10 protein-coding genes are annotated in these 13,138 nt (G+C 72.1%); 7 read left to right on the top strand and 3 right to left on the bottom strand.

The window, feature by feature from the left end; translation table 11 throughout:
• Window positions 1-34: 34 nt before the first annotated feature.
• On the bottom strand, window positions 35-1,492 hold the full coding sequence (locus tag ACIPVB_RS03250) for a dihydrolipoyl dehydrogenase family protein (protein WP_400366933.1): 1,458 nt from the start codon (window positions 1,490-1,492) through the stop codon (window positions 35-37).
• Window positions 1,493-1,529: 37 nt separating this feature from the next.
• Between ACIPVB_RS03250 and ACIPVB_RS03245 the strand changes: the two genes are divergently transcribed.
• The 4 genes from ACIPVB_RS03245 to ACIPVB_RS03230 all read left to right on the top strand — a co-directional run bounded on the left by ACIPVB_RS03245 (window position 1,530) and on the right by ACIPVB_RS03230 (window position 6,777).
• On the top strand, window positions 1,530-2,195 hold the full coding sequence (locus ACIPVB_RS03245; RefSeq protein WP_400366931.1) for a methyltransferase domain-containing protein: 666 nt from the start codon (window positions 1,530-1,532) through the stop codon (window positions 2,193-2,195).
• A gap of 341 nt (window positions 2,196-2,536) precedes the next feature.
• Window positions 2,537-3,151: a pyridoxal 5'-phosphate synthase gene (locus ACIPVB_RS03240; protein ID WP_400366929.1), complete on the top strand. Its 615-nt coding sequence runs from the start codon at window positions 2,537-2,539 to the stop codon at window positions 3,149-3,151.
• A 3-nt stretch (window positions 3,152-3,154) separates the two neighbouring features.
• Entirely contained in the window at window positions 3,155-3,988 is an 834-nt protein-coding gene (locus tag ACIPVB_RS03235) for an FAD binding domain-containing protein (protein ID WP_400366927.1), read from the top strand.
• Window positions 3,985-6,777 (top strand): molybdopterin-dependent oxidoreductase, encoded by a 2,793-nt coding sequence (locus tag ACIPVB_RS03230; RefSeq protein WP_400366926.1) that lies wholly within the window; start codon window positions 3,985-3,987, stop codon window positions 6,775-6,777. The genes ACIPVB_RS03235 and ACIPVB_RS03230 overlap by 4 nt, the downstream gene beginning before the upstream one ends.
• Before the next feature lie 34 nt (window positions 6,778-6,811).
• On the opposite strand, the gene ACIPVB_RS03225 is transcribed toward ACIPVB_RS03230, so the two are convergent.
• The gene (locus ACIPVB_RS03225) at window positions 6,812-7,669 is read right to left on the bottom strand and encodes a helix-turn-helix domain-containing protein (protein WP_400366924.1); all 858 of its coding nucleotides are present in this window, start codon (window positions 7,667-7,669) and stop codon (window positions 6,812-6,814) included.
• 485 nt (window positions 7,670-8,154) lie between these two features.
• Between ACIPVB_RS03225 and ACIPVB_RS03220 the strand changes: the two genes are divergently transcribed.
• The 3 genes from ACIPVB_RS03220 (at window position 8,155) to ACIPVB_RS03210 (ending at window position 12,193) form a co-directional block, all read left to right on the top strand.
• A complete protein-coding gene (locus tag ACIPVB_RS03220; RefSeq protein ID WP_400366922.1) occupies window positions 8,155-9,198 on the top strand; it encodes a hypothetical protein in 1,044 nt (347 codons plus the stop codon).
• 168 nt (window positions 9,199-9,366) lie between these two features.
• Complete coding sequence (locus ACIPVB_RS03215; protein ID WP_400366920.1) at window positions 9,367-10,686, top strand: hypothetical protein; 1,320 nt, start codon at window positions 9,367-9,369, stop codon at window positions 10,684-10,686.
• A gap of 187 nt (window positions 10,687-10,873) precedes the next feature.
• Entirely contained in the window at window positions 10,874-12,193 is a 1,320-nt protein-coding gene (locus ACIPVB_RS03210) for a hypothetical protein (protein ID WP_400366918.1), read from the top strand.
• 74 nt (window positions 12,194-12,267) lie between these two features.
• Here the strand turns inward: ACIPVB_RS03210 and ACIPVB_RS03205 are convergent, their stop codons facing one another.
• Window positions 12,268-13,134 carry a PhzF family phenazine biosynthesis protein gene (locus ACIPVB_RS03205; RefSeq protein ID WP_400366916.1) on the bottom strand — a complete coding sequence of 289 codons (867 nt, stop codon included), beginning with the start codon at window positions 13,132-13,134 and terminating at the stop codon, window positions 12,268-12,270.
• Window positions 13,135-13,138 lie beyond the last annotated feature (4 nt).

Here is a 13,138-nt window from a genome sequence, read left to right as displayed (position 1 = left end):
GCTCGTCGCCGATGCGCGCAACCGCGCCCCGCCGTCAACGCCGACGCCGACGCACCCGGCGCAGCAGCCGGATGACCGCGGCCACCGCACCCCGCCGCAGGGCCCCCTGCGCGTCGCGGACGGCGGCGTTCCACCCCGCGTCCGAGTACGTCGGGTACGCGTGCAGCACCCCGGCGAGCGCGCGCACCGTGAGCTTGAGCGACACCGCCGTCGACAGCTCGCCCAGCGACTCCCCCGCGCGCGGCCCGACGATCGTCGCGCCGACCACCCGACCCCGGCGGTCGACCACCAGACGCGTGAAGCCCCCGGTGCGCCCCTCGGCGATCGCGCGGTCGAGGTCGGCGTGCACCGTCTCGACGACGCGCAGGCCCGCGGCCTCGGCATCCGTCGTCGACACCCCCACCGCCGCGACCTCGGGCGCGGTGAAGGTCACGCGCGGCACGTCGTCCAGGCGCACCCGACGCGACAGACCGAGCACGGCGTTGGTCGCGGCGACACTGCCGAACATCCCGGCGGTGTGCGTGAATCGCGGCAGGGGGGTCGCGTCTCCCGCGGCGCGGATGCGCGCGTTGCTCGTGGCGAGGGTCCGGTCCACCGCGATGGCGCCTGCGTCGTCCAGGTCGACGCCCGCGGCATCCAGCCCCAGCCCCGTCGTGTCGACGCGTCGGCCGAGGGCGGCGAGCACGTGTTCGACGACGACCGTGGAGCCGTCGCTCAGTCGCGCGGTGGTGCGTCCGTCCGCACGGTCGGCGTCTGCGAGCGTCGTGGTCAGACGCACGTCGACGCCGTCGGCGCGCAGGGCGCGGAGCACGAGGGCGCTGGCGTCGGGGTCCTCCTTCGGCAGCAGCCGGTCCCCGCGGTGCACGAGCGTGACACGGCTGCCCAGGCGCGCGAAGGCCTGCGCCATCTCGCATCCGATCGCTCCGCCGCCCAGGACGAGCAGCGTATCGGGCAGCGCCTCGAGGCCCCAGAGCGTTTCGTTCGTGAGCGCCTGGACACCCTCGGGCACCACCGGCGAACTGCCGGTCGCCAGGATCGCGTCGCGAAAACGGATGCCGACGCCCTCGACGACCAGCGAACGCGGCCCGTCGAAGCGCGCCCGACCCCGCAGCGTGAACACGCCCGTCGTCGCGAGCGTCTCGGGCGAATCGACGGGTTCGATCTCGGCGATCGCGCCCTTCACGTGCGCCATGACGGCCGCGAAGTCGACCCGCACCTCACCCACATGGATGCCGAGCCGCCCGGCCCCCCGCGCATCCTGCGCCGCGTCGGCCGCCGCGATGAGCGCCTTCGACGGCACGCACCCCGTGTAGAGGCATTCCCCTCCGAACCCGCGCTCCTCGATCAGCAGCACCCGCGCACCCAGCACCGCCGCGGTGCGCGCGGCCACGAGACCCGCGCTGCCCGCCCCCACCACGACGAGGTCCCACGCGATGCGGCCGGCCTCGGCGGATGTGAGCGGGCGGGCGCGTCGGCGCGGAGCGGAGGTCATGTGCGAAGCCTAGGCTGGGATCGGAGGGGGTGGCGCGATGGCGGCACTGCTGCGCCGGTACGGCGTCGGCGCACGGTGGTACGACGTGCTCTCGGGTGAGCGGTGGGTGTACGCGGCGGGCCGCGAGGCCGGCATCCGCCTTCTCGATCCACGTCCCGGCGACACCGTGATCGACCTCGGCTGCGGCACCGGGCTGAACTTCGCCGGTCTCATCGCGGCCGTCGGCCCCACCGGGCACGTGATCGGCGTGGACCGCAGCACGGACATGCTCGCCGTCGCCCGTCACCGGGTGGCCGACGCCGGGTGGGACGACGTCGTGACGCTGGTCGAAGCGGACGCCGCGACCCTCGACCCCGGGACCCTCCGCGCCGCGAACGGCGGACGAGCGGCGGATGCCGTGTTCTCGACCTACGCGCTCAGCGTCATCCCCGAACGCGACGAGGCGTGGCGGCGCGTGTGCGCCGCGGTGCGCCCGGGCGGACGCGCGGGCATCGTCGACATGCAGCGACCGCGGGGGCGGTGGCGGCTGCTCGAGCCCCTGGCGCTGCTGGCCTGCGCGACGGGAGGCGCCGACATCGACGCGCACCCGTGGCGCCTGCTGGAGCGCGACGCGGCCGGCCCCCGCGGCGTCGCCCGCGCGGAGCGCAAGGGCGGGCATCTGGTGGCCGTGGCGGCCGGCCTCTCGCCCGCCGTCACCGCCTGACCTAGCACGCCCGCGCGGCCCGGCCGGCTCGCCCGGTCGCCCCCCTCCTCCGCGACCGTCCGCGCCCGCCCCGCCCCGCCCCGGCACACCCCCGCTCAACCGTCGAGTGTCCAAGACGCACCGCAACCTCCCCACACCGCGCGGCGTTTCCTGGACACTCGACAGATCCAGCGCGCGACCGCGCCCGCCCCACGCGCCCCACCGCCCGGCCCGACCGCCCCGCCCCGCCCCAACCCTCCGCCGACCCGCCCCGTGTGTTTCGGCGAATGTTCGTGACGGCAACATCGCCGAAACGCGCCGTGCCTAGGCTCGCGTCCATCCGCAGCACCCCGGAGGATGCCATGATCACGGCCGGCACCACGTTCGGTTCCGACGTCGACGACGTCGACGCCCTCGTCGACGATCCGCTCGCCCTGCTCGTGCGCTGGCTCCCCGCGCACGACAGCGAGCTGCGTCCGCTCGCCGCCCTGTCGACCATCGGCCGGGACGGACTGCCGTCGCTGCGGCACGTGCTGATCAGCGATCGGGATGCCACGGGCCTGTACTTCCACACCGATTCGGCGAGCACGAAGGTCGCCGAGATCGCCGCGAACCCGGTCGCCGCGATGGCGGTGGCGTGGCCCGAGACGGGGCGCCAGCTCGTGGCGCGCGGGGTCGTGGAGCGGGTGAACGCGTCCGAGGCCGCCGCCGTGTACCGGCAGCGTTCGCGCTACCTGCAGCTGCTGGCCTGGGTCAACACGCACGAGAACGCGCAGCTGCCCGCCGCGGCGCGGCGTCACCTGTGGAGCGAGTTCGACGACGCCCACCCCGTGCTCGACCCGCCCGAGCGATGGGTGGGATTCCGCCTGCGACCCGTGACCCTGACGTTCTGGCGCGGCGACGCGCAGGGGCAGAGCACCCGCCAGCACTACACGTTGACCGAGGGCCGCTGGTCGGGCCGGGTCTTGGCGGGCTGAGCCGTGGACATCACCACCGTCACCTCGTTCCGCTCTGCGCGCTCGCGCGCCGACCTCGCCCTCGCCCCCGGCGAGGTGGTGATCGCGGGCGGCACGTGGCTGATGAGCGAACCGCAACCTCGCACCACCGGCTTCGTGGACCTGACGACCCTGGACTGGCCCGACCTCGAGGTCACCGACGAGGGCCTTCGCATCGGTGCGACGTGCACGATCGCGCGCCTGATCGACTGGGCAGAGCGCGAGGCGCCGCCCGCCTGGACCTCGCTCGCGCTCGTGCGCCCCGCCTCGGACGCCCTGCTGGCATCCTTCAAGATCTGGAACACCGCCACGGTCGGCGGCAACGTCTGCCAGGCGTTCGCGGCGGGGGCGATGATCGCGCTGCTGTCGACGCTCGATGCCACCGCCCTGGTGTGGACCCCCGACGGCGGCGAGCGGCGCATCGCCGTGGCGGACCTCGTCGTCGACGACGCCGCGACCTCCCTCGCCCCGGGCGAGGTGGTGCGTGCTCTCGACGTTCCCGCGCACGCCCTGCGGGCGCGGGTGGGCCTGCAGAAGATCGCCCTCGCCGAGCTGGGGCGCTCGGGCGCCGTCGTCACCGCGCGGGTCGACCCCGACGGCGCCGCGGTGTTCGTGATCACCGCCGCGGTGCGTCGGCCGCGCGTCCTGCGCTTCGCCCGGGTGCCGGGTGCCGGAGAGCTGCGGGATGCCGTGGCCTCCGCGACCGACTTCTACACCGACCCGCTGGGCAGCGCCGACTGGCGGCGCGGGGTGAGCGTGGTGCTCGCCGAACGGCTGCGTCAGGGCTTCGCCCTGGACCGCCGGGAGGGCGCCGCATGAGGTTCCTCGTCGACGGCTCGCCGGTCGAGGCGCAGCCGCGACCGGGACAGTGCGCCCGGACGCTGCTGCGCGAGACGGGCCATGTCACGGTGAAGAAGGGCTGCGACGCGGGTGACTGCGGCGCGTGCTCGGTGCTGCTCGACGGCACGCCGACGCACTCGTGCATCGTCCCGGCGATGCGCCTCGAGGGGCGGATGATCACGACGGCCGCGGGACTCGCCCCGGGCGACGAGCTGCATCCGGTGCAGCAGGCCCTCGCCACCGGCTTCGGCTTCCAGTGCGGCTTCTGCACCCCCGGCATGAGCGTGACGGCATCCACCCTGACCGCCGACGACGTCGACGACCTCGACCGCCGCATGAAGGGCAACCTCTGCCGATGCACCGGTTACCGTCCGATCCGAGAGGCCATCCGTGCGTCGGTCCTGGGGCCGGTGCGCGAGACGGGTCCCGGATGCCGCGCCGACGACGGGTGCACGGACGGGTGCGGCCGGGCCCCGGCAACCGTCCCGATCGAGACCGTGGGCACCTCGGCGGTCCCCGAGGCCGCGCGCCGCATCGTGCAGGGACGGGAGCCGTTCACCCTCGACGCCCCTGTGCCCGGTGGGCCGCCCCTGGTGCTGCGGGTGGTCGTCTCGCCGCACCCGCACGCGCGCATCCGCGCGATCGACACGGCCGCGGCCCTGGCGATCCCCGGGGTGGTCGCCGTCTTCACCCACGACGACGTGCCCGATGTGCGGTACTCGACCGGGCGGCACGAGCACCGCACCGACGATCCCGACGACACGCGCATGCTCGACGACGTCGTTCGTCACGTCGGCCAGCGCGTGGCCGCGGTCGTGGCGGAATCGGCCGAGGCCGCCGACGCTGGCTGCCGCGCCGTCCGAGTGGACTACGAGCTCCTCCCCCCGGTGTTCGATCCCGAGGAGGCCCGCGGGCCCGGCGCCCCGCTCCTGCATCCCGATCGCACCCCCGAAGAACGGGTGATGGATGCCGCCCGCAACGTCGTGGCCGGTTTCCACACGGGGCACGGCGGCGACATCGACGAGGCGCTGGCGGCCAGTCACGTCACCGTGACGGGCGAGTGGCGTTCGTCCCGGGTGACGCACGCGGCACTCGAGACCCACGCGGCGGTCGGCTGGCTCGACGACGACGGACGGCTCGTCATCCGGTCCTCGACGCAGGTGCCCTTCCTCACCCGCGACGAGATCGCGCACGTGTTCGACCTCGAGCGCGACCGCGTGCGGGTCTTCGCCGCGCGGGTCGGGGGCGGTTTCGGGGGCAAGCAGGAGCTGTTCACCGAGGACCTCACGGCTCTCGCCGTGCTCAAGCTGGGGCGACCGGTCGCATACGAGTTCTCGCGTACCGACCAGTTCGTCCGCGCCTCGCTGCGCCACCCCATGCGTGTGCGCACCACCTTGGGGGCGGATGCCACGGGCCGGCTGACCGCGATGAAGCTCGACGTGCTGAGCGACACCGGCGCCTACGGCAACCATGCCATCGGCGTCCTGTTCCACTCGTGCGCCGAGTCGACGACGCTGTACCGCGTCCCGACGAAGTGGATCGCCGCCGAGGCGGTTTACACGAACAACCCGCCGTCGGGGGCGTTCCGCGGATACGGGCTCGGGCAGGTGGTGTTCGCGGTCGAGTCGGCGATGGACGCGCTCGCGCAGGAGCTCGATGTCGATCCCTTCGACCTGCGCCGCCTGAACGCGGTGCGCGAGGGCGACCCCCTGCACCCCGACGACGACGAGAAGTACGAAGAAGACCTGATCTGGGGCAGCTACGGCCTCGACCAGTGCCTCGACCTGGCGCAGGACGCCCTGCGCCGCGGAAACGGGGTCGATGCCCCCGCGGGCTGGCTGGTGGGCGAGGGCATGGCGGCCGCCATGATCGCGACGATGGCTCCCCGCGGGCACATCGCCCACACCACCGCGACCCTGCGCTCGGACGGCACGTTCCTCTTGCGGGTGGGCACGGCCGAGTTCGGCAACGGCACGTCGACGGTGCACCGTCAGATCGCGGCGACGGTGCTGGATGCCGCTCCCGACCGTCTCGAGCTGTGGGCCGCCGACACCGACGCGGTCCGCCACGACACGGGTGCCTTCGCATCGGCGGGGACGGTCGTGGCCGGCAAGGCGCTCCACGCCGCGTGCGTCGCGCTGCGGCGACGCATCACCGAGATCGCCGCCGACCTTGCGGGAGGGGATGCCGCGACCGCCGAGCTGTCGGCATCCGGTGTCTCCGTCGGCGACGAGGTCGTCACCTGGGACCGCATCGTGGCGGCGGCGCCCGCCTCGCTGCTCGACGAGAACGGCCTGACGGCCGACGGAGCGGAGTTCGGGGACCTGCGGTCGCTCGCGTTCAACGTCCACGCGGTGCGGGTGGCGGTGGATGCCGAGACGGGGACGGTGAGGGTGCTGCAGTCGGTGCAGAGCGCGGACGCGGGCGTGGTGATCAACCCCGCGCAGTGTCGCGGCCAGATCGAGGGCGGTGCCGCGCAGGCCCTCGGCGGCGCGCTGTACGAAGAGGTGCTGCTCGAGGATGGCGTGGTGAAGAACCCGGTCTTCCGCACCTACCGCGTGCCGCAGTTCGCCGACGTACCCGACACCGAGGTGTACTTCGCCGAGACCGACGACGCCCTGGGCCCGTTCGGGGCGAAATCGATGAGCGAATCGCCGTACAACCCCGTGGGCGCGGCGATCGGCAATGCGGTGTCGCGAGCCCTGGGGCGGCGCGGTTACGAGCTGCCGTTCTCGCGCGACCGGGTGTGGCGGCTGGCTCAGGACTGACGCCCGAGACGACGGGCGCGCGGGGTCCCGTTGTTCACTCGACCCCTTCGACCCGGCGGCGCAGCTCGCGACGGGCGTGCGCGAGGGCGCGCGCCGAGGGGAAGCCCGAGCGCGCGACCGCGTCGGCCGTGTGGTACCCCGCGGCGAGCAACCCCTCTGCGACTTCCCACCGGCGGGCGCGCACCGCGTCACGAGGCGTCCGGCCATGACGGGCGAACACCCGGGTCAGATACTGGCGCGAGATTCCGAGCAGCGCGGCGAGTTCTTCGACCGAGAAGTCGGGGCGCACTGATTGCTCGTGGATGATCGTCATCGCGGCGGCGTAGGTGGCCCCCGAACCGCCGGTCTCGTCGCCACCGCGGCGTCGACTCGCGATCAGGGCGATGCACAGCTTCTCGATCGCGTCACGCAGCGGATCGCTCGCGGCGGGGGTGACCCTGGTCTCGGAGTTGAAGATGGCGTTGACCGTCGAGGCGAGGGCCTTCCAGACGGGTCCGTCGTCCGTCCCCGGTAGAGCAGAGGCTCCCTCGACCGGCAGGTGCGCCGACTCGACCTCGATCCGACCGGACGGTGCCCGGCAGACCGCGCCGCCGAGAGCATCCGCCGGGAACATCACCGCTCCTCCCTCTTCGCACAGGATGCCGATCTCGCCACTCGACCACGACCATTCCGTCTGCCCTTCGGCCTGAAGGACCAGAGCGCTCTGCGGGGTGGGCGCGTCGACAGCTGTCGAGCGGATCGACATCGGGGTATGCCATACGCGCCGCACCGTCATCTCGGCCAGAGTGATCTGGTCGACGAAGACGACGGGTGTGGCCGGGGTGAGCGCGTGGGCGTCGAGCGCACGGTCGGCGAACCACCGAAGGGCCTCGTCTCCTTCCAGGCGCAGCATGCGTGATGATCCCCCTTCGTCGCCGCGTCGCGCGTCGCCTCCTGCGGTCCGAACGCGCTCGTCCGATCCTGGGGGCTCGGCCGCGGCGGCGCGGCCGCGCCTCCGACGCGCGCCTCGGGATGACGCGCCTCAGCCGCCCATCCGCTTTCGCGCGTCGACCCGCGCCGATGTCCGGACCGTCGTGGGTCGAGGACGGCCGCCCCGGGCACGCAACCGCAGCCTCTTCACCCGGTCCCTCAAGAGTCATCTAGGACGCCATCACCCTGTGTCGCGATGCGATGGCTCACGGGCGGCGACTCGAGGCTGCCGTCCGGAGCCGCTCGCATCGGTCGCCTCGACACATGCCCGGTCCGCCCAGAGCCCCGCCCCTCCGGACCCCCGCTTACGCCTTTGGCGTCACCCGCCTCGCGTGCGCAACCCCAGATGCCTCGTCACGAGCACACCCCGGGATCCTGCTCTCGTCAGCTCCTAGAAAGGACCACCCCATGTCCGAAACCCTCGACAGTCCCTCCGATCCGGCGCGCGGGCTCTCGCGCCGCTCGCTTCTCACCGCTGCTGCGCTGAGCCTCCCCGCCGCGGTGGCCTTCGCCGGCGCCGCCGGCCCCGCCTCGCCGGCGTCGGCGGCCAGCGGCTCTGCGCAGTTCCTGACCTTCACCAACGGCGGCCTCACCGGCGCTCTCACCTTTCCGAACGTACCGACGACGGCGCGGCCCATCGGCGGCTACGGCCTGTTCCTCGACGGCACCACGCTCTGGTACGGCAACTCCGTCTACGCGAAGGGTGTGACCGCGGCGCGCGGCAACCGCAACGACGTCTGGGACTTCTTCAGCTACGTGCAGAACGGCGTGGCGACCAGCGTGCGAGGCTCGAACGGCAACATCTACGACGTCCGCACCTGGCCGCAGGTGCCCGCGACGGCGACCCCGGTCGGTGCTTTCGGAGCATTCCTCGACGGCGGCGACCTCTGGTACTTCGGTTCCATCGTCGCCACGGGGGTGAAGCAGGCCACCGGCCTGAGCGGAGGGGTCGGCAAGACGCCGTCGGGCGCATGGACCGACTGGGTCGGCTTCTTCACCAACGCCGCTCGCGCGTTCAAGGGCGTGGGCGGGGTCACCGGCGAGTGGCAGGCGTGGTTCAACATCCCGGCGAGTGCGCAGATCACCCGTCTGCCCGGCCTGTGGCTGAACGGCAACGGCGACCTCTGGTACGGCGACCTGCGCCGGGCCTACGACGTGCTCAGCGCGTCCGGCACGATGACGAACGACCCGACGCTCGCCATCGGCAGCTACGTGGCGAACGGGCGGTCCTACCGATACGCGACGTCGGTCATGGTCAACCGGGGTGTCGTGAACAACCCCGCGGAGTTCCCGAGCGTCCCCCGCTCCGCGCGTCCCGTGGGCGCCCTGGGCGTCTTCCTCGACGGCACCGACCTGTGGGCGCGGCGTGCCGTCGTCGCGCGCAACGTCGTCGCGGCCGTCGGCGACAGCATCCTCTCGACCGACCACGTCTCGCTCATCACGAGCGCGTGACGATCGCGTGCGCGTGCCCTCCGGGGCACGCGCACGTGCGCCCCGTACACCCGCGTCTTCACCCGGTGACGGATTCGACAACACCATAGAACGCCCCGCCAACGTGGCGATCATTGTGCGCCGCTTCGACTGAGATCCTGTGGCGGCCAGCACAGAAAGGGCCCTCCCATGTCGGAAGACTCCGAATACAACGACTCGACCCCCCGCCTTCCCTCGAGGCGCACGATCATCGCCGGCGCGGCCTGGTCGGTACCCGCGATCGCCGCACTCAGCGCGTCCCCCGCCGCGGCGGCCTCGAACGACACGGTGCTCACCTTCGACCAGGCTTCGTACTCCGGTCAGGTGTGCACCACCATCAGCGGCGCCTACGTCACCGCCACGACGGGGGGTGCCGCCGCTGCGGGCAAGGTCGTGACGGTCTCTCTCGCCGGCGGCTTCACCTTCTCGGGAGGCAGCACCAGTGCCACCGGGACGACCGGGGGTGACGGCCGCTTCACCCTGCCGACGATCACGGTGCCCAACCAGCCGAACAGCGGCACGGCGACGGCGACGGCGACGGGAGCCGCTGCAACGTCCGTGCCTCTTCAGGCGAAGGGCACCTTCGCACGGTTCATGACCATCCACAACATCGAGGTCGTCAGCGACACCGTCTTCGACCTCATCCCCAGCACCGCGGTCCCGATCGGCGGCTACGGCCTCTTTCTCGACGGCTCGACGCTCTGGTACGGCAACTCGGTCTTCTCGAGCAACATCAGCAAGGCTCGGGGCAACCGCAGCGACACGACCGACTTCTTCAGCTACATCGAGAACGGCGTCGCGAAGAGCGCGTACGGTTCCAACGGCTCGGTGACCGCGATCCGGACGTGGGCGAACGTGCCGGGCACCGCCACCCCGGTGGGCGCCTACGGGACCTTCTTGGACAACGGCAACCTGTGGTACTTCGATGCCATCGTCGCCAGCGGTGTCGACCGCGCCGCCGGGCTGAGCGGCGGGATGAACGGGCCCGCCCAGGGCCAGTGGCAGGACTACGTGGGGTACTTCAACAACGCCGCGCGATCGTTCAAGGGCGTCAACGGGACGCCGCAGGATTTTCAGGCCTTCTTCAACGTCCCCTCGACCGTGTCCGCGACCCGCATGCCGAACCTGTGGCTGAACAACAACGGCGACCTGTGGTTCGCAAACCTCCGCCGCGAAAGCGGGGTCTCGAACGCGTCGGGCGCGCTGCGGACCAACGCGGACGACGGCACCATCGTCTGGACCTCGAACACGCCCGGTGCGCAGGACGTCTCGGGCTACCGGACGGGCAATCGACGCACGTTCAACTCCACACCCACGAACGCGACGGCGGCCGGCGGCGAAGGCGTGTACGTCGCGGGTTCCGATCTATGGGCCAACAACCAGAAGAGGACGACCAACGTCGCCAAAGCCGTCTCGGACGGGGCGCCGAACGGCTACATCCACATCTCCTACGTGACCAACGGCTGCTGAGCCCTCACCTCCGCCACGCGCGCGTCCCCCGTCGGGGGCGCGCGCGTCGTGTTTTCCGGACGCCCGTCCTCACCCGCGCTCTCAGCTCGCGCCGCGAATGCCTCCGCCCGGGCGCCGAGGTCAACCGTATGTAGGCATACGCAATCGTCTCGGAGAAGCTACCGACGTCTCTAAGGAAAGGTTCCGCATGTCCTCTACTCCTCCCCTGAACGGCGCCTCGCGGCCGCCGTCGCGCCGTACCGTCCTCGCCGGCGCCGCCTGGTCCGTTCCGGCGATCGTCGCCGTGACCGCCTCTCCCGCTGCTGCGGCGTCCCACCAACTCGTGCTGACCTTCGAGCGGACGTCGTACGCCGGCCCCATCTGCGAGACGATCGACGAGGTCGTCGCCACGGCGACGATGGACGGTACGCCCCAGGCAGGCGTGGCCGTCACGGTGACCCTGTCGGACGGATACACCTTCGCGGGGGGTGCGACGACCGCCACGGGGACCTCCGACGGCAATGGGCGGTTCGCCGTCCCCACCATCGACGTCCCGAACTCGGGAAAGAGCGGCACGGCCGCGGCCACTGCCTCGGGAGCGACCGCGGGAACGACGACACTGCGAAGCGCATACGCCCTCTTCCTCTCGACGGCGAACGGTGCCCTCAGCATGCCCGCCGTCTTTCCCGACATTCCCTCGACCGCGACGCCCGTCGGCGGGTACGGGCTCTTCGTCGACGGCACGGACCTCTGGTACGTCGACCGGATCATCGCCTCGGGTGTCAGCGGCGTCCGCGCGAACCGCAGCGACACGAGGGAGTACTGGAGCTACTTCGCGAACGGAGTCGCAACGAGCAGCGTCGGCTCCAACGGCACGGTGATCGCCACCGAGACCTTCTCCCGGGTGCCCGCGACCGCCGAGGTCGGCGGCTCCTACGGGGTCTTCCTCGATAGGAACGCCCGACAGCTCTGGTACCGCAACACGGTCTGGGAGAACTCGGTGTCCGCGGTGACGGCGTACACGTGCTTCTCGAACGGCGCCCGATTCGACTACGCCTGCTACGCGGTCCAACCCCCCGGCGGGAACACGGTCTTCACCCTCCAGCGCTGGAAGAACGGGACCGGAACCGGCACCTTCGACAACACCACCGCACCGCGCGACTCCGTGTTCGAGCGTGTTCCGAATCTGTTGTCGAGCGGCAATGGTGCGCGCCTGGACTGGAGCGACTCCACCATCGCCCACAACGTGACCGGGGTGTCGGGATCCCTGATCGTCGACTGGACCGAGGCCATCAGCTCCTACATCGAGTCCGGGGTGGCCACGAGCCGTCACTCCGCCGACACCGTCTGGACCTTCCCAGCCGTGCCCGCCTCGGCGAAAGCCGTCGGATCGTGGGCCACGTTCCTCGACGGCAACGACCTCTGGTTCAACAACGCTGTCGCCAAGACCAACGTCGTCTCCGCCGTCGGCGACTCCTTCACCAGTTCGGGCGACTCCCACATCTCGGTCATCAAGAAGGGATGCTGATCGACGGTCCGGCGCGCCGCTCAGCCGCGCCGGACCGGTTCCCCACCGCGACCGCCCCTGTTCGTGGACGGCTCTCAGAGCGGAGTCGCGGTGCCCCTGACCGCGATACCGCCCACGGCGGGCACCTCGACGGCGAGCACGCTGGGACGCCCGATATGGCGGCCCTGACGCACCGTGAAGCCGAAGGGGGCCGGCATCCCGAGCCGATCCCGCAGATACGCCCCGAGCGAGGCGGCGGCTGAGCCGGTGGCCGGGTCCTCGGTGATCTCGCCGACGGGGAAGAGGTTGCGCGCCTCGACCACCACCCCGTCGGCGACTTCGCCGCCGACGTGCACCACCGTGACCGTGCCCTTCCAACCCTGCTCGTCCATCAGTTCGCGCACCAGAGCCGGATCGAAGGTGAAACGGTCGAACTCCTCACGAAGGGCGACCGCGATCACGGGGTGCACGTTGCCCGCGAAAGACTGGGCGAGCGGCATCCGCTCGTCGAGGGCGGCGCGGTCCAAGCCCAGCAGGCCGAGCAGGCGGCCGGCGACCTCGGGCTCGAGATCACCGGTGGCGGGCTCAACGCTGGTGAAACTCGCGGACAGGCGGCCGGTCGCGTCGCGCGACGTGTCGACCTCGACCGCGCCCGCCGCGGTGTCGAAGACGAACGGGCCCTCGCCCTCGGCTTCGGCGAGCGCCACGGCGGTCGCGATCGTCGCGTGTCCGCAGAACGGAACCTCCGCCCCGGGCGAGAAGAACCGTACGCCGACCCGGCGACCCGCGCGCTCCCCCACGAACGCCGACTCCGGATGCCCCAGCTCGGTCGCGATGCGCTGCATGTCCGCCTCGGTGAGCGAGGTGGCATCCAAGACGACACCGGCCGGATTGCCACCGCCCGGCGCCGCCGCGAACGCCGCGAACTGCAGGATGTCGGGAAGGTCGGGGGAATCGGTCATGCGG

This window comes from Microbacterium sp. NPDC090007 (genome assembly GCF_044748345.1).
GTDB lineage: Bacteria > Actinomycetota > Actinomycetes > Actinomycetales > Microbacteriaceae > Microbacterium.
The sequence above is the reverse complement of the archived record's forward strand: the minus strand, read 5'-3'. Positions and strand labels throughout refer to the sequence as shown.